Below are 21,934 nucleotides of genomic sequence, written 5' to 3' on the forward strand. Positions count from 1 at the left end.
GATTCTCAGGCGGTGCGGACGCGCAGCATCGGGTCCAGCCGGTCGCGCAGCCAGTCGCCGACGATGCTCATCGACAGGGTGACGGCGAAGATCACCAGCCCGGGCCAGACCGCGATCCACCAGGCGCTGGACAGGTATTCGCGGCCGTCGCCGAGGATCTGGCCCAGGCTGGTCATCGGCGGCTGGATGCCGAGGCCGAGGAAGCTCAGCGCGGTCTCCAGCAGGATGATCTGTGGGAAGTTGAGCGTGACCTGCACGATCAGCGCGCTCGCCACATTCGGCAGGATGTGCCGCAGGTACAGGCGCATCGGCGAGGCGCCCAGCGCCACCACCGCCTTGGCATAGGGCTGGCTGGCGGCGGACAGGACCACGCCACGCGCCAGCCGGGCATAGGATTCCCAGCCATGCAGCCCCATCAGGATGACGAACAGCGTCAGGCTGTTGCCGAAGAAGGCCAGCAGGGTCAGCGCGATCAGGATGAAGGGCAGGGACGCCTGGAAGTCGACCAGCATCATCAGCGTCTCCTCGACCCAGCCGCGGAAATGCGCGGCGATGAAGCCGACGGCGCAGCCGACCACCGCCCCGATCACCGTGCCGGCGACGGCGACCGACAGCGACATCTGCAGCCCGCCGACCAGCCGGGCCACCATGTCGCGGCCGAGCCGGTCGGTGCCGAGCAGGTAGCGCGGGTCGCCGCCCAGGAACGCCGGCGGCTTCAGCCGGGCGAGCAGGTTCTGCTGGGTCACGCCGTAGGCCGTCAGCCAGCCGCCGAACAGGGCCGCCAGCAGCGCCGCCGCCAGGATCAGGAACGCCGCTGCGAGGAACCAGGGGAAGCGCCGCATCGCCCGGCCCTCAGCGCGCCGCGCGGATGCGCGGGTCGAGCAGCCCGTACAGCAGGTCGACCGCGAGATTGGCCGCGACCATGGTGACGGCGACCAGCAGCACCAGCGCCTGCACCACGGCGAGGTCGCGCGAGGTCACGGCGGTGACCAGCAGCCGGCCGATGCCGGGCCAGGCGAACACCGTCTCCACCACCACCGCGCCGCCGACCAGCGCGCCGAGATTGAGGCCGATGACGGTGACGATCGGGATGGCGGCATTGGGCAAGGCGTGGCGCAGCACCCGGTACACGGGCGGCGCGCCCTTGGCCGCGGCGGCGCGCATATAGGGCTTGCTCAAGACCTCCAGCATGGCCGAGCGGGTGAAGCGGGCCAGCGTGCCGGCGGTGTAGACGCCGAGCGTCGCCGCCGGCATCAGCAGGTGCAGGATCGAGCCGGTGCCCGAGCTCGGCAGCCATTGCAGGGTCAGGGAGAACAAGAGGATCAAGAGGATGCCGAGGAAGAAGTTCGGCAACGCAAAGCCGAACACGGCGAAGCCCATCACCAGCCGGTCGACAGCGGAGCCGCGGCGCAGCGCCGCGACGATGCCGGCGGGCACCCCGACCAGGATGGCGACGGCATATGCGGACAGCCCGAGCAGCACGGTCCAGGGCACGCGCTCGGCGATGATCTCGGTCACCGACCTTCCGTCGCGGTAGGAGGTGCCGAACTCGCCCGACGCCATCTGCACGACATAGCGCAGATACTGCTCGGGCAGCGGCCGGTCGAGGCCCCAGGCCTCTCGGAACTGGGCGATCTCCTCGAGCGTGGCGTCCGGGCCCAGCAGCGACTGCACCGGGTCGCCCGAGACGCGCAGGACGATGAAGGCGAAGGTCACGACGAACCAGAGCGTCAGGAGGGTCCGTGCGGCTTTCACCGACCAGAAGCGCACCATGCAGCAGCCTTCTCCGTTTTCGGGGGCGGGCAGGGCCGGTCTCGGGAGGGGGCCCGCGATCGGCAAGGAAGCGGCTGATCCGGGGCATCGAAGGCGCTAGCGAACCACAGCGATCCCATGGGATCTATCACAAAAATACAAAGGCATTTATATCTCGCAGATATGAATAGGGGCATCGAGCTGCGGCATCTGAGCTACTTCGCCTGCCTGGCGGAGGAGCTGCATTTCGGCCGCGCCGCCGACCGCCTCGGCATGGCGCAGGCGCCGCTCAGCCAGCAGATCCGGCAACTGGAGGAGCGGCTGGGTGTGCGCCTGTTCGACCGCACCACGCGGCGGGTCAAGCTGACCGCGGCCGGCGAGATCCTGCTGCGCCACGCGCGCGACGTGCTGAGCGGCCTGGACCGCGCCATCTCCCACACCAGGGCGATCTCGGGCGAGCATGTCGGCCATCTCGTCGTCGGCGGCGTGCATCTGGCGCTGTCGCAGTTCCTGCCCGCCATCATCCGCGCGTTCCACCAGGATTATCCTGCGGTCTCCGTCGACGTCGTGCCCCTGACCACGGCCGAGCAGCTGAAGACCCTGGACACCGGCGGCATCAACGTCGCCTTCATCCGGCCGACCACCGCGGCCGGCTTCATGCAGATGGAGCGGCTGTCGAGCGAGGGCTTCGTCGCGGTGCTGCCCCGGGACCATCCGCTGGCCGCCAAGCCTGACCTGTCGCTGCGCGACTTCTCCGGCCAGCCCTTCATCGGCTATGCGCCGATCCTCGGCGCCAGCTACAGCAACCTGGTGCTGGAGGCGTTCCGCCAGGCCGGGGTGCGGCCGATGGTGGTGCAGGACGCCTCGCACACCCTGTCGATCGTCACCCTGGCCGCAGCCGGCGTGGGCCTCGGCATCGTGCCGTCCTGGGTGTCGCACATGCCGCTGCCGGAGCTGGCCTACCGACCGCTCGACGAGCTGCCGCAGGCGGTCGAGCTCGCCGTCGCCTGGCCGGCCGGCGAGACCTCGCCGGCCGTGCTCGACTTCGTCCGCATCTCCCGCCTCGTCGCGGCCCAGCGATCACGATGAGTTGGCATCGGCGATCCGTCGCTTTTCGAAGCCGCGGAAGCTCCTGCGCGCCAGCGGCAGCAGCGTCGCCGCCAGATAGGCCGTCCCGGTCAGCAGCAGCGCAGCGGGCAGGCCGATGCCGCTGATCAAGGCGCCGCCGAAGAGCCCGCCGAACGGGATCAGGGTCCAGCACAGTGCGGCACTCATCGACGTGACCCGGCCGATCAGGGGCTTGGGGATCCGCTCGAACATCACGGCCGACAGGATCGGGTTGAGGAAACCCGAGGCAAACCCGCCGGTCGCCAGGGTGGCGAAGACCAGGGCGAGCGGCACGTCCACCGCGAGGACGAGGAAGCGCGGAAATCCGGTCAGGAGGAACGCGGCGGTATAGACGACGAGACGCGGCATCCGCTCGCCGATCGAGGCGGCAGTGGCCGCACCCACCATGGAGCTGCCGGAGAACACCGCCAGCATCGCCCCCAGCAATCCGGGGCCGTGACCTGCTTCCAATGTCCAGACCGGCAGCAGGACGGCGTGAAAGGCCTGATCCAGGAGATTGGTGCCGCCACCATGATGACGATGCCCATCAGCACCGCATCCCGGCGCAGAAAGGTCCAGCCCTCCAGCAGGTCCCGGCCATAGGACGCCGTCCGTGCGGCCGGGGTGTGGCGAAGCGCGGGAATGCCCACCGCGACGATCAGGGCGGCAACGGCGAAGGTGACGGCATTGAAGACAAGGGCCTGGGCCGGACCGGTCACGGCGATCAGCGCGCCGGCGCCGGCCGCCCCGACCGTCGATGCCAGCCGCTCGATGGTGCCGACGACGCCGGTCACCCGTTCCAGCGGCACCGCCGCCAACTCCGCAATGTCCGGAACCATCGATTGCTTGGCGGCATCGGACGGACCGCGCAGCGCGCCTAGGACAAAGACGATGGGAAGCAGGACCGGGATGGTGAGCAGGCCCAGGAGATGCAGCAGGGGCACCAGCCCGACCAAGACCACCGAGGCGGCATCGCAGACGATGGCGATCCGTTTCGGGCCGACGCGGTCGATTAGCGGGCCGCCCAGGGCCTTGGCGACGACATAGGGCAGCATCTCCGCCATCGCCACCAGCCCGGTCGACACCGGGCTGTTCGTCGTGCTCAGCACCAGCCAGGGAATGGCGATCGTCGACAGCCTCGTGCCGGAAATCGAGAAGGTCTCGGCGACGGCCAGGACGAGAAAGGGCGCGCGTGCGCTCACGGCTCGCCCTCCTCGTCGCGGTGCGGGATGCGGCCCGGATAGGGAAAGGCGCGCAGCATGATCGTGAAGGGCGCCGTGTCCGGGGGCATCGGTTCCCCCAGGGGCGGGGCGTCCCGCATCGCCTCCAGCATGATGTCGGTCAGCCGTTTGGTCAGGGCCTCGGCCTGCTCTGCCGTCAGCGGGACGGTGATGTCGCTGGCCGTGCTGGCCTTTCGCCATCGGGCCGGCAGTTCGGCGTACTCCTCGACGGCCTGCTGCATCTGGCCGACCTGCAAGGACAGCGACGCCTGGCTGAAGGCGACGCCGGCATCCAATTCCGCGCCCTCGGCGTCCGTCTCGAGCACGGATGTCAATTCGTGGCTGGCGCGCCACCAGCGGTCGCGGCGCGATGGCCCCGGCTTGTCCTCGATGAAGCCGTACTGGGCCAGCTGGCGGAGGTGGTAGCTCGTCGCGCCGCTGTTGAGGCCCAGCCGCACCGCCAGCTGCGTGGCGGTGGCGGGGCCATCGACCCTGAGCATGCCCAGCATCCGCAATCGGACCGGATGCGCCAATGCCTTGAGGGCTGTTGCATCCGGAACGACCCGACGGAGGTTGCGGGGCGCGGTCACGGCGGCAGTCGGACGAGGTGGCTTCATTCTGCAAACTTAATTTTGCAAAGATAAATTTGCAAACGTTTCTTTGCGTAGATGCATTTGCAGATAGATGAAGGATGCCTCTGGTACTTTTCCTTGATGATACGTTCATATGCACCTATTTATCTCGCATGTCGCCATTGCAAACTCTCGACGACGAAACTGCCGATCTTATCGTCCGCACCTGCCTGTGCCAGCGCATCCAGCGGGCGGGGCGGATCATCGGCCGTCGTTTCGACGAAGCGTTCCGGTCGCTCGGGATCAACAACTGGCAGTTCTCCGTTCTCGTCGCGCTCAGGCAACTTCGCTCCCCGACCATCAGCGAATTGGCGGAGACGCTCGGGATGGACCGCACGACCCTGACCAAGAATCTGAAGCCGCTGTCCCGGCGCGAGCTTCTGAGTGTATCCACCGACGAGCACGATGCGCGGGCGCGGCGCGTCGCCCTGACGGAGGCCGGCGAGGAGATCCTCGCCGGCGCCAAGGAAGGTTGGCATCAGGCTCAGCGGGCGGTCACTGCGGGTATCCCGCCGGAAGAATTCGCGCAGCTGACCGCCTCGCTGGAGCGCTTCCAGGGTACGGGCAGGGGCTGAACGATGGGCACGAGTCTCGAAGGCCGGCCATATATGTGCATATCCACTGTTTTCCGGACATGCGTCCGATCCCGCCTTCCGGAGCGCCGGCCCCAACTGTCGGAAATCCGTTCATGAAAAAGACGCACCTTCTGCTCCTCGTGGCTCTCCCGCTGTTGACCGCGGGCGCGGTGAGCTTCGTCGTGGTCTCCGGAGCGGCCGAAGAGCGGAGGGTCGATCCGCGCAGCGCTCCACCGGTTGTCGCGATTGCCGAAGCCAAGCGGGTCGGGCATGTCGAGCGCGCGTTCACCGGCTCGATATCGGCGCGGGTGCAGAGCAATCTCGGCTTCCGCGTGCCCGGCAAGATCGTCGAACGCATGGTCGATATCGGCGAGCGGGTCGCCGCCGGGCAGCCGCTCATGCGCATCGACGAAAGCGACCTGCGCCTCGCTTTGACGGCCAGGCAGAATGCGGTGGCCGCCGCCCGCGCAATCGCGGTGCAGGCTCGCGCGGACGACAGCAGATACGCCGATCTCGTCGCCAAGGGATGGGCGACGAAGCAGCGCCACGAGCAGGCCAAGGCGGCGCTGGATTCCGCCGAGGCGCAGCTCGCCGCCGCCGAAGCCGACTCCCGGGTCGCGGCGAACGAGGCCGGATACTCCACCATCGAGGCCGACGCGGACGGCGTCGTCGTCGAAACGCTCGGCGAGCCCGGCCAGGTCGTCACGGCCGGACAGGTGGTGGTGCGGCTCGCCCATGCCGGGCCGCGCGAGGCCATCGTCGCCCTTCCCGAGGCGGTCAGGCCGGTCATGAGCTCGCAGGCCGAGGCGACCGTCTACGGCTTCGACAAGCGGCGCTGGCCCGCCCGCCTGCGGCAATTGTCGGATTCAGCCGACACGCAGACCCGGACCTACGAGGCGCGCTACGTGCTGGAGGGCGATGCGGCCTCGGCGCCGCTGGGCGCGACGGTGACGCTGTGGATCGCGGATGCCGATGCCGCCGACGCCGTCGAAGTTCCGATCGGCGCCGTTCTGGACGACGGCGGCAGAACCGGCGTCTGGGTGATCGATCAGGCCAAATCCACGGTCGGCTTCAGGCCGGTGACGATACGCCGGCTCGGCGAGGAGACCGCGATCGTGTCGGGCGTCGAACCCGGTGAGCGGATCGCGGCGCTGGGCGCCCACCTCCTCCATGACGGCGAGACCGTCCGCATTCTGGTGGCAAAGGCGGATTCACCATGAGCTTCAATCTTTCGGCGCTTGCCGTCCGCGAGCGCTCGGTGACGCTGTTCTTCATCATCGCGATCGCGGTCGCCGGCGCCTTCGCCTTCCTCGAGCTCGGCCGTGCCGAGGATCCCGCCTTCACCGTGAAGACACTGACCGTCACCACCGCCTGGCCGGGCGCGACGGCGCAGGAGATGCAGGACCTCGTCGCCGAGCCGCTGGAGAAGCGCCTCCAGGAGTTGGCCTGGTACGACCGGGTCGACACCATGGTGCGGCCCGGGTTGGCCTTCATGACGCTCACATTGAAGGACAGCACCCCGCCGTCGGCGGTGCAGGAGCAGTTCTACCAGGCCCGCAAGAAGCTGGGCGACGAGGCCCGGAAGCTGCCCGCCGGGGCCATGGGCCCGTTCGTCAACGACGAATACTCGGACGTCAGCTTCGCGCTGTACGCGCTGAAGGCCGACGGCATGCCGATGCGCGCGCTGGTCCGGCAGGGCGAGGCGATCCGCCAGCAGCTGCTCCAGGTGCCCGGCGTCAAGAAGATCGACATTCTCGGCGAACGGCCGGAACGCATCTTCGTCGAGTTCTCCTATGCGAAGCTGGTCACGCTCGGCGTCTCGGCGCAGGACATCTTCGTCGCCCTGCAGCGGCAGAACGCGGTGACGCCGGCGGGTTCGATCGACACCGAGGGACCGCAGGTCTTCATCCGCCTCGACGGCGCCTATGACGACCTTCGGAAGATCGCCGACACGCCGATCGCCGCCGGCGGCCGCACGCTCAAGCTCTCCGACATCGCCGATGTCCGGCGCGGATACGAGGACCCGGCGACCTTCATCATCCGCCATCAGGGCGAGCCAGCCTTGATGCTGTCCGTGGTGATGCAGGGCGGCTGGAACGGCCTCGACCTCGGCCGCGCGCTGGAGGCGGAGACGGCGAAGGTTGCCGGTGCCCTGCCGCTCGGGCTCAGCCTGACCAAGGTGACCGACCAGGCCGTGAACATCACGGAGTCCGTCGACGAATTCATGCTGAAGTTCTTCATGGCGCTCGGGGTCGTGCTGCTGGTCAGCCTGCTCAGCCTCGGCTGGCGGGTCGGCATCGTCGTCGCGGCCGCGGTTCCCCTCACCCTCGCGGTCGTCTTCCTGGTCATGCTGGAGACCGGCCGCTTCTTCGACCGCATCACGCTCGGCGCCCTGATCCTCGCGCTCGGGCTGCTGGTCGACGACGCCATCATCGCCATCGAGGTGATGGTGGTGAAGATGGAAGAGGGCATGGACCGGATCGCGGCCGCGGCCTATGCCTGGAGCCATACGGCGGCGCCGATGCTGTCGGGCACGCTGGTGACGGTGGTCGGGCTGATGCCGGTCGGCTTCGCGCGCTCGACGGCCGGCGAATATGCCGGCAACATCTTCTGGATCGTGGGCTTCGCCCTGATCGCCTCCTGGGTCGTGGCGGTCGCCGTCACGCCCTATCTCGGCGTGAAGCTGCTGCCCGAGATCAAGCCGGTCGAAGGCGGGCACCACGCCATCTACGACACGCCGAACTACCGGCGCCTGCGCCGGGTCATCGGCTTTGCCGTGCGCCACAAATTCCTGACCTGCGGCGCGGTGGGGATCGTCTTCGTGCTCTCCGTCATCGGCATGGGCGCGGTGAAGCAGCAATTCTTTCCGACCTCCGATCGTCCCGAGGTGCTGGTCGAGGTGCGCATGCCGGAGGGCACGAGCATCGAGGCGACGGAGCGGACGGTCGAGACGGTCGAGCGCTGGCTGGCGGACCAGCCGGAGGCGCAGATCGTCACCAGCTATGTCGGCCAGGGCGCGCCGCGCTTCTTCCTGGCGATGTCCCCGGAACTGCCAGACCCCGCCTTCGCCAAGATCGTCATCCTGACACCGGACGCGGAGGCCCGCGAAGCCCTGAAGCACCGGCTGCGCACGGCCGTGGCCGAAGGGCTCGCGCCCGAGGCCTATCTGCGCATCACCCAGCTGGTGTTCGGCCCCTACACGCCGTTCCCGGTCGAGTTCCGGATCATGGGGCCGGACGCCGGCGAGCTGCGCCGGATTTCCGAGCAGGCCCTCGCCATCATGCGGGGCGTGCCCGAGGTGCAGCAGGCCAATCGCGACTGGGGCAATCGCGTGCCGACCTTGCGCTATGTCCTCGACCAGGACCGGCTGCGCCTCATCGGCCTGTCGCCGGCGGAAGCGGCGCAGCAGCTGCAGTTCCTCCTCACCGGCGTCACCGTCACGCAGGTTCGCGAGAACATCCGCACCGTCGACGTGGTGGCCCGCAGCGCCGGTGGAGAGCGGCTCGATCCCGCCCGCCTCACCGACTTCTCGCTCACCAGCCGCGATGGGCGCCTGATCCCGCTCGACCAGATCGGCCATGCCGAGGTGCGCATGGAAGATCCGGTCATGAAGCGGCGCGACCGGATCCCGACGATCGCCGTCCGCTCCGATATCGGCGAGGCCACCCAGCCGCCTGAAGTGTCGAAGCATGTCATGCAGGCCCTGCAGCCGCTGATCGCCTCGCTGCCCGACGGCTACCGCATCGAAATGGGCGGCTCGATCGAGGAAGCGGGCAAGGCGAACGCCGCGCTCGCCGCCGTGTTCCCGATCATGATCGCCCTGATGCTGGTCTTCATCATGCTGCAGGTCCGCTCCTTCTCGGCGACCGCCATGGTGATGCTCACCGCCCCGCTCGGCCTCGTCGGCGCCGTGCCGATCCTGCTCGCCTTCAACCAGCCCTTCGGCTTCAACGCCATTCTGGGACTGATCGGGCTCGCCGGCATCCTGATGCGCAACACCCTGATCCTGATCGGGCAGATCAAGGAGAACAAGGATGCCGGGCTCGACGATTACCACGCCGTGGTCGAGGCGACCGTGCAGCGCGCCCGACCCGTCATCCTGACGGCGCTCGCCGCCGTGCTGGCGTTCGTCCCGCTCACCCATTCGGTGTTCTGGGGCTCCATGGCCTACACGCTGATCGGCGGGACGGCCATCGGCACCGTGCTCATCCTGCTCTTCCTGCCGGCGCTCTACGCCACCTGGTTCCGCGTGAAGCCGGCCGTCTCGCCGGAAGCCGAAGCCGGCTTAGGTCACGGACACGGAGATGCAATCCCAGTTCCGGCCGGCGCCGAGTGACGGACGCGTAGGCGCAGCCGCGCGGTTTCGGCTTGCGCCGCGGCCGCTCTGCATGGTTAATCGTGCAACCTGCTTAATCGTGATACCAGGGGCCGATGCCCGGCAAGCCGCCCTCCATGCTCGATCTCGCGCGCGCTCTCGGCGTGTCGCGGGCGACCGTGTCGAACGCGCTGCGCGGCAAGGGGCGGCTGTCGCCGGAGCTGGCGGGGCGGATCCGGGCCCTGGCGGCGGAGTTGCGCTACATCCCGGCCCATGCCGGCCGCGCTTTGCGCACCGGCCGCAGCGCCACCATCGGCCTGATCGTGCCGGATTTCGGCCAGCCGCTGTTTCCGATCTTCGCCCAGGCGATCGAGCGCGCCGCCAAGAGCCGCGGCGTCGCCGTGCTGGTCGGCGACAGCCTGGGCACGGCGGCGGGGCAGGCGGCGGAGATCGCCAACCTGCTCGGCCGCGGCATCGACGCGCTGGTGATCATCCCGACCCGCGGCACCACGGTCGACGCCGCCGCGATCCCGGTGCCGGTGGCGATGATCGACAGCGCCGCCACCCGCGGCAACACGGCGTCGAGCAACCATCGCGACGGCGGCCGCCAGGTCGCCGGCCACCTGATCGGGCTCGGCCACCGCGACATCCTGCTGCTGGCCGGGCCCAAGGATTCCAAGGTGGCGCGCGAGCGCACCGACGGCATGCGCGAGGTCTTCGCCCGGGCCGGCATCACCCCGCACATCCGGCATTCCGTCACCAGCTTCGAGGTGGGGGCGGAGATCGGCGCCGCGGCCGACCTCGCCGGCGTCACCGCCTGCGCCGCGGCCTATGACGCGCTGGCCGTCGGCTTCGTCACCGCGCTGGCCGCGCGCGGGGTGCGGGTGCCGCAGGACGTCTCGGTCACCGGCTTCGACGACCTGATGTGGGCGCGCATCGTCTCGCCGCCATTGACCACCGTGCGGCAGGACCTCGCCGCCATCGCCGACCATGCGCTGGCCGTCGCCACCGGCGAGCGCCAGGGGGCGCGGCTGTTCCCGGTCGAGCTCGTGCTCCGGGCCTCGACCGCCCGCCCGCGACACGTCAACGACAACCGAAGAGGGGGTGCTTCATGATCTCGACACGGATGGCCGCCGGCGCCGCGCTGGCTGTTCTCGGCCTCTCGCCCGCCTTCGCCGAGACGCCGATTCTGACCATCTCGGTCTACGGCATCGCGCAGGACGCCTATAAGAAGGACCTGTACGACCCGTTCGAGGCGAGCTGCGGCTGCAAGCTGGTGGTCGAGACCGGCAACAGCAGCGAGCGGCTGGCGAAGCTCGAGGCCAACAAGGCGTCGCCGGTGATCGACGTCGCCGCGATCGCCGATTTCAACGCGCTGGAGGCGGCGAAGAAGGACCTGATCCAGCCGATCGACGTGTCGAAGCTGTCGAATTACGGATCGCTCTACGACCTCGCCCAGGACCCGCTCGGCGGCCATCTGGCGATCGGCTACACCTTCTACTCGACCAGCATCGTCTACCGCTCGGACAAGGTCTCGATCGCCAGCTGGAAGGACCTGTTCAAGCCCGAGCTGGCCGGCCGCATCGCCCTGCCGAACATCACCACCACCCAGGGCCCGCTGGCGATCTATATGATCGACAAGGCCGAGGGCGGCACCACGCCCGACCTCAAGGCCGGTATCGACGCCATCGCCGCGCATCGCGAGGACGTCGTCACCTTCTACGAGCGCGGCTCGCAGATCCCGCAGCTGTTCGAGCAGGAGGAGATCCTGGCGGCGGTGGTCGGCCGCTTCGGCTGGGCCAACATCCGGAAGCTCGACCTGCCGATCAAATGGGCGACGCCGAGCGAGGGCCAGACCGGCGGCATGAACGTGCTGACCCTGGTCAAGGGCACCAGGAACGAGGTGCTGGCGCTGAAGTTCATCGACTACTGGCTGTCCCAGGAGGTGCAGACCAGGCTGGCCATGGACCTGGTCGACAGCCCGGCCAACAAGTCGGTCGAGGTGCCGGCCGAGACGGCGGAGGCGCTGACCTACGGCGCCGAGACCGCGGCCAGCCTGAGCTTCATCACGCCCGCGGCGATGCTGGAGAACCGCGAGGCCTGGGTCGCCGGCTGGAACGCCAAGGTCGCACAGTAGGCGTCCGATGTTCGAGAAGCGAGGCATCGGCCTGGCCCTGATGGCGCCCGCGGTGCTGTTCGTCGCGGTCGGCTTCCTGCTGCCGGTCGCGATCCTGCTGGCCGGCAGCTTCCATTCCGCCGCCGGCTGGGGGCTGGAGAACTTCACCGAGTTCTTCGCCAAGCCGCTGAATCGCGACGTGTTCTTCCGCACCTTCCGCCTGGCCCTCACGGTCACGGCGGTGGCGGCGGTGGTCGGCTATGCCGTGGCGCTGGTGATCGTCGATGCCTCGCCCGGGGTGAAGGGCAAGCTGGTCGGCCTGCTGGTGCTGCCGCTGATGATCTCGCCGGTGGCGCGGACCTATGCCTGGCTGGTGATCCTCGGCCGCACCGGCATCGTCAATGTGGCGCTGACCAGGCTCGGCCTGTCGGACGAGCCGATCCGCTTCCTGTTCAGCGAGACCGCGATCTTCATCGGCCTGATCCAGCTGTTCTTCCCGCTGATGGTGCTGCCGCTGGTCAGCGCGCTGGAGAACCTGCCGGCGGATGTGGCGCCGGCGGCCCGGGTGCTCGGCGCCTCCTGGTGGACGGTGTTCCGGCGCATCCTGCTGCCGCTGACCCGCGAGGGGCTGGTGGTCGGCGGCACGCTGGTCTTCGTCGGCTCGCTCACCGCCTATGTCACGCCGGCGATCCTCGGCGGCTCCAAGGTGCTGATGCTGGAGACGCTGATGTACCAGCGCGTCTCGGTCGCCAACGACTATGCCGCCGCCGGGGTCATCGCCGTGATCTTGATCGGCATGAGCATCGTGACTCATAGCGGGCTGAAGCGGCTGGCCACGGCGCGGCGGAGGGCCGGCTGATGCGGATCGCCGGCCACACCCTGCTCGCCGCCGTGATGGTGTTCCTGATCGGCCCGTTCCTGCTGATCTGCATCGCCGGCCTGTCCGCCGGCGAGACCCTGGCCTTCCCGCCGCAGGCCCTGTCGCTGCGCTGGGTGGCCAAGGTGTTCGAGGTCGATAGCTTCCGCGCCAGCTTCGCCCTGTCGCTGGCGCTCGGCCTCGGCGCCACTGGTGCTGCGCTACTGCTCGGCATCCCCGCCGCTTATGCGCTGGAACGCTACGAGCTGCCGGGGCGCGAGGCGGTGCGCGGCGTGGTCACGGCGCCGATCATCGTGCCCGGCATCATCGTCGGCCTGGCGCTGCTGCGGCACCTGGTGATCCCGGCCGGCATCCCGGTGATGGCCGCGCTGTTCGTCGCCCACACGGCGCTCCTGGTGCCCTATGCCGTGCGCATCACCTCGGCCAGCCTGAAGAACCTGCGGGTCGACCTGGAGGAGGCGGCGGTGCTGCTCGGCGCCAGCCGGGCCGGGGCCTTCTTCCGGGTGGTGCTGCCGAACATCCGCAACGGCATCATGGCCGCCTTCGTCATCGGCTTCGTCACCTCCTTCAACCAGGTGCCGGTGTCGCTGTTCCTGTCCGGCCCCGGGGTCTCGACTCTGCCGATCGACATGATGTTCTACATGGAATTCAACTACGACCCGTCGGTGGCCGCCCTGTCGGGCCTGCTGGCCCTGATGTCGCTCGCCATCGTGCTGGTCGCCGAACGCCTGCTGGGGCTGTCCCGCTATGTCTGACGCCTTCCTCGATATCAACGGGCTGACGCTCGCCTATCACGGCCAGGTCGCGGTCGACCGGCTGACCGTGTCGATCCGGCGCGGCGAGCTGGTGGCGCTGCTCGGCCCCTCCGGCTGCGGCAAGACCACGACGATGCGCGCCATCGCCGGGCTGATGGCGCCGGCCGGCGGGCGGATCACCCTGGCCGGGCGCGACATCACCCGGGTGCCGGCCAACAAGCGCGGCGTCGGGCTGGTGTTCCAGTCCTACGCCTTGTTCCCGCATCTGACGGTGGCCGAGAACGTCGCCTTCGGGCTGCGGCTGAAGCGGCTGCCGGAGGCGGAGATCACCAGCCGGGTCGGCGCGGCGCTGGCCAATGTCGGCCTCTCCGACTTCGCCCAGCGCCTGCCCAAGGCCCTGTCCGGCGGCCAGCAGCAGCGCGTTGCCCTGGCCCGGTCGATCGTGGTCGAGCCGCAACTGCTGCTCCTGGACGAGCCGCTGTCCAACCTCGACGCAAGGCTGCGGCTGGAGATGCGCAGCGAGCTGAGCCGCCTGCAGCGCGAGCTCGGCATCACCATGATCTATGTCACCCACGACCAGGCCGAGGCGCTGGCCCTGGCCGACCGGATCATCGTCATGCGCGCCGGCCAGATCGAGCAGATGGGCCGGCCGGACGAGATCTACGAGGCGCCGCGCTCGCCCTTCGTCGCCCGCTTCATGGGCTTCGAGAACACCTTCGCCGTGGAGGAGGGCAGGCTTGCCACGGCCGGCGGCAGCCTGGCCCCGGGTTTTGCCCTGCCGGCGGCGGCCAAGGCGCTGGGCTGGCGGCCGCAGGCGGTGGCGCTGGGCGCCGGGCCGCATCGCGGCCGGGTGCGCGGCGTGTCCTATCTCGGCCAGACCGTCGAATACCTGCTGGAGACGCCGGCCGGCCCGGTCAAGGCCGAGGTGCCGGCGGCCGCGCCCCGGCACGAGACGGGGGCGGAGATCGCCTTCGACCTACCGCTGGCGACGGCGGCGGTGATGGAGCGGGCATGATGCGCCGGGTCTGGATCGACACCGATATGGGCTTCGACGATGTCGTCGCCATCGTCATGGTGGCGGACGTGCCCGACGTCGCCATCGCCGGGCTGTCGCTGGTCGCCGGCAACGCGCCGCTCGACCGGGTGGCGCAGAACGCCCGCGACGCCGCCGCCTTCTTCGGCTGGGACGTGCCGATGCATCCCGGCCGTGACCGCCCGCTGCTCGGCGACCTTGTCACCGCCGCCTATGCCCTCGGCGACGGCGCCATGCCCACGGTCGGCGGGACCTTGCCCGAGGCGGACACGCCGCTGTCCGGGGAGCCGGCGCTTTCGGCGCTGGCCCGGTACCTGGAGGAGGGCGGGTCCGAGATCCTGGCGCTGGGCCCGCTGACCAACATCGCCGCCCTGGTGATCGCCCGGCCGGACCTGGCGGCGCGGATCCGGCTGGTCTGGATGGGCGGCAGCGCCGGCCCGGGCAACCACAGCGCGGTCGCCGAGTTCAACGCCGCGGTCGACCCGGAGGCGATCCAGGGGGTGATCGATGCCGGGGTGCGGATCAGCATGGTCGGGCTCGATGCCTGCCGGCCGGTGACGGTCTCGGTCGCCGATGCCGGCCGGCTGCGGGCGATCGGCGGCGACCGCGCCGCGGTGCTGGCCGACCTGCTGGAGGGCTATGCCCGCATCGGCCAGGCCGGGGTGCCGCACCCGCTCTACGACCCGGTGGCGGCCGCCGCCTGGATCGAGTCGGCGACGGTCGGCTTCCGCCCGGCCCGGCTGGATGCCGAGCTGTCCGGCCGGCTGACCCGCGGCATGACCGTCATCGAATGGCGGGTGCCGCGCAAGGCCGCCGCCAATGCCGACATCGCCACCGTCCCGGACGCCGAGCGCATCCGGGCGATGGCGCTCGGCGCGCTGGAGCGCGCCGCCCAACCGAAGGTCCAGCCATGACCCGCGAGCCCCACGACCTGGATGATCCCGGCCTGCGCGACCGCGCCGTGCGCGCCACCCAGGGCCTGATCCCCTTCGACGTGCTGATCACCGGCGCCCGGCTGGTCGATGTCGCGACCTCGGAGATCCGCGCCGCCGATATCGGGCTGGTCGGGCCGCTGGTCGCCAGCGTGCACGCCCCCGGCAGCCGCGGCGATGCGGGCCGGGTGGTCGACGCCGCCGGCCGCTTCGTCGCGCCCGGGCTGATCGACACGCATATGCATGTCGAAAGCTCGATGGTGACGCCGCGGCGCTATGCCGAGGTGGTGGTGCCGCAGGGCACCACCACGATCTGCTGGGACCCGCATGAGGTCGGCAATGTCGCCGGCCTGGCGGGGGTGCGCTGGGCGGTCGAGGCCGGGCAGGGCCTGCCGCTGCGCATCCTCACCCTCGCCCCGTCCTGCGTCCCCTCGGCGCCGGGGCTGGAGGTGGCGGGCGCCGAATTCGGCGGCGGCGAGATGGCGGAGATGCTGCGCTGGCCCGAGATCGCCGGCGTCGCCGAGGTGATGAACATGCGCGGCGTGCTGGACCGCAGCGAGCCGATGCAGGGCGTGGTCGCCGCCGGCCTTGCCAGCGGCAAGCTGGTCTGCGGCCATGCCCGCGGGCTGGAGGGGGCGTCGCTGCAGGGCTTCGCTGCCGCCGGCATCCAGTCCGACCACGAGATCACCTCGGGCGACGACCTGCTGGCCAAGCTGCGCGCCGGCTTCACGGTCGAGCTGCGCGGGTCGCACGATTACGTCCTGCCCGGCGCGGTGCAGGCGCTGGCGACGCTGCCGCACCTGCCGCAGACCCTGACGATCTGCACCGACGACATCTTCCCGGACGACCTGGTCGCGGCCGGCGGCGTCGCCGACGTGCTGCGGCGGCTGATCCGCTACGGCTTGAAGCCGGTCGACGCGATCCGGGCGGCGACGCTGAACGCGGCGATGCGGCTGGGGCGCCGCGACCTCGGCCTGGTCGCGCCCGGCCGCCGCGCCGATCTGATCGTGCTCGACGGGCTGGAGACGCTGGGGGTCGAGCGGGTCTTCGCCTCGGGCCGCGAGGTCGCGGCGGAGGGGCGCCTGACCGCGGGGCCGCTCGGCCGCCCGGCCGATGCCTTCCATGACAGTGTGAAGGTGGAGCCGCTGACGGCGGACGACTTCGTCCTCCGCATGCCGGGCCGCGGCACCGCCGTGGTCAGCTCGATCTTCCGGCCGCGCTTCACCGAATGGCGCGACCTGGCGGTCGAGGTGAAGGACGGCGCGGCGGTGCTGCCGGACGACAGGATCCTGATGGCGGTGATCCACCGCCACGGCCGGCGCCCCGCGGTGCCGCAGATCGGCATCCTGGACGATTGGGGTCATTGGCGCGGCGCGCTCGCCACCACGATCTCGCATGACAGCCACAACCTGACCGTGTTCGGCCGCGACCCGGCCGACATGGCGGCGGCGGCCAATGCGGTGATCGCGGCCGGCGGCGGCATGGCGGTGGCCGAGGGCGGCGCCGTGACGGCGCTGGTGGCGCTGCCGGTCTGCGGCCTGCTGTCCGACGCGCCGGCGGCCGAGGTGGCGGCGGATTTCGCCGCGGTGAAGGCGGCGGCGGACCGGATCGTCGACTGGCAGCCGCCCTACCGCAGCTTCAAGGCGGTGGTCGGCGCCAGCCTGGCCTGCAACCCCGGCCCGCATGTCACCGATCTGGGCCTGACCGACGGCACCACCGGCGAGATCCGCCCGCTCGTCGCCGCGGGCTGAGGGCGAGGCCAGCGCTACAACGGCGGTGCGGCCAGGGCGTCCTGCAGCGCCGCGAGGAAGGCCTGGGCGGCGAGCGACAGCGGCCGCCGCTTCGGCACGATCAAGCCGATCGACACCGGGATGCGCGGCGTGAAGGGCCGCACCGCGATGCCCGGCGCCGCCGCGGCGTCCCAGACCGCGTACTCGTCGACCAGGGCCAGGCCGCGGCCGCGCTCGACCAGCTTGCGCACCACATGGCTGTGATTGGCCGAGAGCGGGTTGCGGATCTGCACGCCCTCATCCGCCAGCGTCTTGGCGATCGCGGCGCCGAAGGGCAGGGTCTTCGGATAGGTGATCAGCGGCAGGCCGGCCAGGTCGGCCGCCTTGATCGCGCGGCGCCGCGCCAGCGGATGCGCCGGCGGCATGATGCAGACCATCGATCCGGTGCGCAGCGTCTGCGCCATCAGGTCCACCTCCTGGCTCGGATGGTGCACCAGGCCGAGATCGTAGTTGCCGCGGCTGACGAAGGAATGGATCTTGTCGGAATCGAGGATGTCGATCTGGACGAACACGTCCGGATAGCGGGCGTTGAAGGCCTCGGCCACCAGCGGCAGCAGGGCCACGCCGAAGGTCGCCAGCGTGGCGACCTGGACGAAGCCGCTCTTCAGCCGCGCCAGGTCGACCGACAGGCTCTCGAAGAAGGTCAGCTCCTCCATCAGCCGGGCCGCATGGGTGAACAGGATCTCGGCCTCCGGCGTCGGCTGCAGCCGGCCGCCGCTGCGCTGGAACAGCGAGATGCCGATCGAATCCTCCAGCTGCTTCAGCGATTTGCTGGCGTTCGGCTGGGTCGTGCCCAGGATCTCCGCCGCCTCGGTGACCGAGCCGGTCTTCATGAACACCATCAGGGTCTCGAGGTGCCGGATCTTGATCCTGTGCATGCGATGCCCCTTTGCCGAAGCTCATTCCAATTCGGAATGGAAAGCTCGAATAAATGAATTTTCCATGACCGCGTGAAGCTGCCTAGCATCGTTTCACGATCACCGGACGGGCGAGACACCGCCGTTCCGCTACGCGCGCTTCGCCAAGGCCCCGCTGCGGGAAGCGGCCTAGGAGGCGCGCGATGGTTTCTGGTTTTTCGGTTTCGTGAGGTCACCTCGCATGGCTTGGCGCATTGGCGTGGATTCCGGCGGGACGTTCACCGACGTCTGCCTGTTCGACGATTCGAGCGGGCGGCTCGACGTCTGGAAGGTCTCCTCGACCCCGGACGATCCGTCCCGCGGCATCGTCCAGGGGGTGGAGGAGGGGGCGGCCAGGGTCGGTGCCGCGCCGGGCGAGATCGGCTATTTCGGCCATGGCACCACGGTCGGCACCAACGCGCTGATTCAGCATCGCGGCGTCCGCACCGGCCTGCTGACCACCGACGGCTTCCGCGACCTGCTGGAGATCGGCCGCCAGAAGCGCCCGGACCTGTACGACCTGCAGGCCGACAAGCCGGAGACCCTGGTCAGCCGCGACCTGCGCATCGACATCCCGGAACGCATCCGGCACGACGGGACGGTCGAGACCCCGCTGGACGAGGCGGCGCTGCGCCGGGCGGTGCGCGAGCTGCGCGCCGCCCGGGTCGAGGCGGTGGCGGTCAGCTTCCTGTACGGCTTCGTCCGCAGCGAGCACGAGGAGACGGCGCTGCGCATCCTGGCCGAGGAGTTCCCGGAGGCCTTCGCCTGCGCCTCGCACGGCGTGGCGCCGGAGTTCCGCGAATATGAGCGGGTCTCGACCACCGTGGTGAACGCCTATCTCGGCCCGGTGATGCGCGGCTATATCGAGCGGCTGGGCAAGCGCTTGGCGGAGATCGGGGTCAAGGCCGCGCCGCGGCTGACCCAGTCGAACGGCGGCGTCATCAGCTTCGAGACGGCGGCGCGGCTGCCGGTGCGCACCGTCCTGTCCGGCCCCAGCACCGGCGTGGTCGCGGCCCAGGCGATCGGGGCGGTCGCCGGCTTCCCGGACCTGATCACCTTCGACATGGGCGGCACCAGCACCGACGTCGCGCTGCTGGCCGGCGGCCAGTGCCGCCTGGCCGGCGAGGCGGTGGTGCATGGCTATCCGATCAAGGCGCCGATGCTCGACATCCACACGGTCGGGGCGGGCGGCGGCTCGATCGCTTATGTCGACAGCGGCGGGCTGTTGAAGGTCGGGCCGCGCAGCGCCGGGGCCTATCCCGGGCCGGTCTGCTACGGCCATGGCAATGACGAGCCGACGGTGACCGACGCCAATGTCGTGCTGCAGACGCTGAACCCGGTGTCGCTGCTGGGCGGCCGCATGGCGGTGCGGCGCGACCTGGCCGAGGCCGCGATCGGCCGGCTGGCGCAGCGGCTGGGCCTCGGGCCGATGGAGACGGCGCAGGGCATCCTGACCGTGGTCACCGCCAACATGGCCAAGGCGATCCGCGTCATCAGCGTGCAGCGCGGCCACGACCCGCGCGACTACACGCTGATGGCCTTCGGCGGCGCCGGCCCGCTGCACGCCGCCCGCCTGGCCAAGGAGCTCGACATCGGCCGCATCCTGGTGCCGCAGACTCCGGGCATCCTCTGCGCCATGGGGCTGCTGCTGACCGACCTGCGCGCCGATTTCGCCGCCACCCGGCTGACCACGCTGGCCCCGGCGGCGCTGCCCGCGGTCGAGGCGGCCTTCGACGGGCTGCTGGTCCGGGCCGAGGAATGGTTCGCGCAGGAGGAGGTGCCGCAGGGCGCGCGGCGGGTCACCCGCACCGTCGACATGCGCTATGCCGGCCAGAACTACGAGCTGCCGGTGGCGCTGCCGGAGGGGCCGGTCGGCCCGGCGACGCTGGAGGCCCTGGCGGCGGGCTTCGCCAAGGCGCATGAGCGGCAATACGGCTTCGTCGCCGCCGGCGAGCCGGTGCAGCTGGTCACCTTCCGGGTCGAGGCCGCGGGCGTCGTCACCAAGGCGAGCTTCCAGCCGCAGCCCGATGCCGGGCCGGAGGCGGGCCACGCCGTCACCGGCGCACGCGAGGTCTGGCTGCCGGAGGCGGGGGGCTGGGTCTCCTGCCCGGTCTATGACCGCGCCCGGCTCGAGCCTGGCAACCGCATCGCCGGCCCGGCCGTGGTCGAGCAGATGGACAGCACCACAATCATCCTTCCGGGCATGACGGCCCATGTCGAACCGTATCTCAACCTGGTCCTGGAGGTCCGATGAGCGTCGCCGTCCCGCAGCGCAGCGAGGCTGCCCTCGACCCGATCACGGTCGAGGTCATCGGCAGCGCCTTCGCCTCGATCGCGGAGGAGATGGGGGAGGCGCTGGTCCGGGCCAGCTACTCGACCAACATCAAGGAGCGGCGCGACTGCTCCACCGCGCTGTTCGACCTGGCCGGCAACACGCTGTGCCAGGCCGAGCATATCCCGATGCATCTCGGCAGCTTCATCGGCATCATCCCGCACATCATGAAGCGCCACCCGCTCGACCGGATGCGGCCGGGCGACGTGTTCATCGGCAACGACGCCTATGAGGGCGGCGGCACCCATCTGCCCGATATCGTGCTGGCCGAGCCGATCTTCGTCGACGGCCGGATGGTGGCCTGGGCGGTCAACACCGCCCATCACGCCGACTTCGCCGACCGCGGCCACGCCCATATCTACCAGGAGGGGATCCGGATCCCGCCGATCCGGCTATACCGCGCCGGCGAGCTGCAGGGCGACGTACAGGAGCTGGTGCTGCTGAACTGCCAGGTCCCGCGCGAGCGCCTGTCCGACCTGCGGGCGCAGATGGCGGCCAACCGGCTGGGCGTGCAGCGGATGACCGCGCTGTGCGGCAAATACGGCGTCGACGTGGTGCTCGCGGCCGGCGCCGCGCTCCAGGATTACGCCGAGCGCAAGATGCGCGCCGGCATCGCCGCGATCCCGGACGGCACCTACCGCTTCGCCGACCGCTTCGACAATCCGGAGCTGGATGGCGAGCTCGACTTCGCGGTCGAGATCACCGTGGCCGGCGACGAGATGCGGCTGCATTTCGACAGCCCGCCGCAGGTCCGCGGCGGCCTCAACGTCGTCTACACGGCGCTGCTGTCGACGGTCTATTACGCGGTGAAGACGGTGGTCGACCCGACCATCCTGCCCAATGCCGGGCTGGCGCGGCCGCTGACGGTGACGGCGCACGAGGGCACGGTGCTGAACTGCGTCCATCCGGCGGCGGTGAACGGCCGGGTGGCGACCTGCCAGCGCATCGCCGACCTGATCCACGGCGCCCTGGCCCAGGCGGTGCCGGAGCGGCTGACCGCGGCCAGCAATGGCTCCTGCGCCTCCGCCACCTTCATGGGGCGCGACCCGAAGACCGGCGACCTATGGGTCTATCTCGAGACCATCGGCGGCGGCAGCGGCGCGCGGGCGGGCAAGGACGGGCTCGACGGCGTCCATGTCCACATGACCAACACCTCCAACCTGCCGGCCGAGGCGCTGGAGCTGGAATACCCGCTGACCCTGCTGCGCTACGAGCTGGTCGACGGCTCCGGCGGGCCGGGCACGCAGCGCGGCGGCATGGGGCTGCGCCGGGTCTACCGGGCCGAGGCCGATTGCCGGGTGCATATCGACGGCTCGCGCCTGCGCTCTTCCCCCTGGGGGCTGGAGGGCGGGCAGGAGGGCGGCCGCGGCAGTTTTGTCTTCGGCCCCGGTGTCGTTCCGTTCGACCATGGCAACGGCGACCTGAAGCGCGGCGACGTGATCGAGATCGTGACGCCGGGGGCCGGCGGCTACGGCCCGCCGTCCGGGCGTGCGATCGAGGCGGTCCGCCGCGATGTCGCCGAGGGACGGATCGACCGGGAAACGGCGCAGAGGGTCTACGGCGCCGTGCTCTGACCATAACAACAAACAGGGAGAGGTCATC

The 21,934-nt window shown here is 70.3% G+C and carries 18 protein-coding genes and 1 pseudogene; 13 read left to right on the forward strand and 6 right to left on the reverse strand.

Going from position 1 to position 21,934, the window contains the following annotated elements:
- Positions 1–5: 5 nt before the first annotated feature.
- Positions 6–842, reverse strand: coding sequence for an ABC transporter permease (locus ACTOWL_RS01560; protein WP_441319426.1), 837 nt, complete (start codon positions 840–842; stop codon positions 6–8).
- A 10-nt stretch (positions 843–852) separates the two neighbouring features.
- Complete coding sequence (locus ACTOWL_RS01565; protein ID WP_441319427.1) at positions 853–1,773, reverse strand: ABC transporter permease; 921 nt, start codon at positions 1,771–1,773, stop codon at positions 853–855.
- 162 nt (positions 1,774–1,935) lie between these two features.
- Between ACTOWL_RS01565 and ACTOWL_RS01570 the strand changes: the two genes are divergently transcribed.
- Positions 1,936–2,841 carry a LysR substrate-binding domain-containing protein gene (locus ACTOWL_RS01570; protein ID WP_441319428.1) on the forward strand — a complete coding sequence of 302 codons (906 nt, stop codon included), beginning with the start codon at positions 1,936–1,938 and terminating at the stop codon, positions 2,839–2,841.
- Here the strand turns inward: ACTOWL_RS01570 and ACTOWL_RS01575 are convergent.
- The 3 genes and pseudogenes from ACTOWL_RS01575 to ACTOWL_RS01585 all read right to left on the reverse strand — a co-directional run bounded on the left by ACTOWL_RS01575 (position 2,833) and on the right by ACTOWL_RS01585 (position 4,696).
- A complete protein-coding gene (locus ACTOWL_RS01575; RefSeq protein WP_441319429.1) occupies positions 2,833–3,330 on the reverse strand; it encodes an MFS transporter in 498 nt (165 codons plus the stop codon). The genes ACTOWL_RS01570 and ACTOWL_RS01575 overlap by 9 nt on opposite strands.
- 68 nt (positions 3,331–3,398) lie before the next feature.
- Positions 3,399–4,061: pseudogene (locus ACTOWL_RS01580) on the reverse strand (MFS transporter); the annotation flags it as partial.
- A complete protein-coding gene (locus tag ACTOWL_RS01585) occupies positions 4,058–4,696 on the reverse strand; it encodes an ArsR/SmtB family transcription factor (protein WP_441319430.1) in 639 nt (212 codons plus the stop codon). The pseudogene ACTOWL_RS01580 and the gene ACTOWL_RS01585, both read right to left, overlap by 4 nt.
- Positions 4,697–4,770: 74 nt before the next feature.
- Between ACTOWL_RS01585 and ACTOWL_RS01590 the strand changes: the two genes are divergently transcribed.
- The 10 genes from ACTOWL_RS01590 to ACTOWL_RS01635 all read left to right on the forward strand — a co-directional run bounded on the left by ACTOWL_RS01590 (position 4,771) and on the right by ACTOWL_RS01635 (position 17,065).
- On the forward strand, positions 4,771–5,286 hold the full coding sequence (locus tag ACTOWL_RS01590; protein ID WP_441319431.1) for a MarR family winged helix-turn-helix transcriptional regulator: 516 nt from the start codon (positions 4,771–4,773) through the stop codon (positions 5,284–5,286).
- Positions 5,287–5,399: 113 nt separating this feature from the next.
- Entirely contained in the window at positions 5,400–6,506 is a 1,107-nt protein-coding gene (locus tag ACTOWL_RS01595) for an efflux RND transporter periplasmic adaptor subunit (RefSeq protein WP_441319432.1), read from the forward strand.
- Positions 6,503–9,622, forward strand: a complete 3,120-nt coding sequence (locus tag ACTOWL_RS01600) for an efflux RND transporter permease subunit (protein WP_441319433.1) — start codon at positions 6,503–6,505, stop codon at positions 9,620–9,622. Before ACTOWL_RS01595 ends, ACTOWL_RS01600 begins: the two co-directional genes overlap by 4 nt.
- 116 nt (positions 9,623–9,738) lie before the next feature.
- Positions 9,739–10,716: a LacI family DNA-binding transcriptional regulator gene (locus ACTOWL_RS01605; RefSeq protein ID WP_441319434.1), complete on the forward strand. Its 978-nt coding sequence runs from the start codon at positions 9,739–9,741 to the stop codon at positions 10,714–10,716.
- On the forward strand, positions 10,713–11,738 hold the full coding sequence (locus tag ACTOWL_RS01610) for an ABC transporter substrate-binding protein (RefSeq protein ID WP_441319435.1): 1,026 nt from the start codon (positions 10,713–10,715) through the stop codon (positions 11,736–11,738). The genes ACTOWL_RS01605 and ACTOWL_RS01610 overlap by 4 nt, the downstream gene beginning before the upstream one ends.
- Positions 11,739–11,745: 7 nt before the next feature.
- Complete coding sequence (locus tag ACTOWL_RS01615) at positions 11,746–12,576, forward strand: ABC transporter permease (protein ID WP_441319436.1); 831 nt, start codon at positions 11,746–11,748, stop codon at positions 12,574–12,576.
- The gene (locus tag ACTOWL_RS01620) at positions 12,576–13,349 is read left to right on the forward strand and encodes an ABC transporter permease (protein ID WP_441319437.1); all 774 of its coding nucleotides are present in this window, start codon (positions 12,576–12,578) and stop codon (positions 13,347–13,349) included. Before ACTOWL_RS01615 ends, ACTOWL_RS01620 begins: the two co-directional genes overlap by 1 nt.
- On the forward strand, positions 13,342–14,364 hold the full coding sequence (locus ACTOWL_RS01625) for an ABC transporter ATP-binding protein (RefSeq protein WP_441319438.1): 1,023 nt from the start codon (positions 13,342–13,344) through the stop codon (positions 14,362–14,364). The genes ACTOWL_RS01620 and ACTOWL_RS01625 overlap by 8 nt, the downstream gene beginning before the upstream one ends.
- On the forward strand, positions 14,361–15,296 hold the full coding sequence (locus ACTOWL_RS01630; protein ID WP_441319439.1) for a nucleoside hydrolase: 936 nt from the start codon (positions 14,361–14,363) through the stop codon (positions 15,294–15,296). Before ACTOWL_RS01625 ends, ACTOWL_RS01630 begins: the two co-directional genes overlap by 4 nt.
- A complete protein-coding gene (locus tag ACTOWL_RS01635) occupies positions 15,293–17,065 on the forward strand; it encodes an adenine deaminase (protein ID WP_441319440.1) in 1,773 nt (590 codons plus the stop codon). The genes ACTOWL_RS01630 and ACTOWL_RS01635 overlap by 4 nt, the downstream gene beginning before the upstream one ends.
- 14 nt (positions 17,066–17,079) lie before the next feature.
- Here ACTOWL_RS01635 and ACTOWL_RS01640 read toward each other — a convergent pair whose 3' ends face one another.
- A complete protein-coding gene (locus tag ACTOWL_RS01640; protein ID WP_441319441.1) occupies positions 17,080–17,982 on the reverse strand; it encodes a LysR family transcriptional regulator in 903 nt (300 codons plus the stop codon).
- A gap of 220 nt (positions 17,983–18,202) precedes the next feature.
- Here ACTOWL_RS01640 and ACTOWL_RS01645 point away from each other — a divergent pair, with 220 nt between their 5' ends.
- Both ACTOWL_RS01645 and ACTOWL_RS01650 read left to right on the forward strand, forming a co-directional pair.
- Positions 18,203–20,254 carry a hydantoinase/oxoprolinase family protein gene (locus ACTOWL_RS01645; protein ID WP_441319442.1) on the forward strand — a complete coding sequence of 684 codons (2,052 nt, stop codon included), beginning with the start codon at positions 18,203–18,205 and terminating at the stop codon, positions 20,252–20,254.
- Positions 20,251–21,906 carry a hydantoinase B/oxoprolinase family protein gene (locus ACTOWL_RS01650; RefSeq protein WP_441319443.1) on the forward strand — a complete coding sequence of 552 codons (1,656 nt, stop codon included), beginning with the start codon at positions 20,251–20,253 and terminating at the stop codon, positions 21,904–21,906. Before ACTOWL_RS01645 ends, ACTOWL_RS01650 begins: the two co-directional genes overlap by 4 nt.
- Positions 21,907–21,934 lie beyond the last annotated feature (28 nt).

The sequence above is a fragment of the Inquilinus sp. CA228 genome (assembly GCF_052078665.1).
GTDB lineage: Bacteria > Pseudomonadota > Alphaproteobacteria > DSM-16000 > Inquilinaceae > Inquilinus.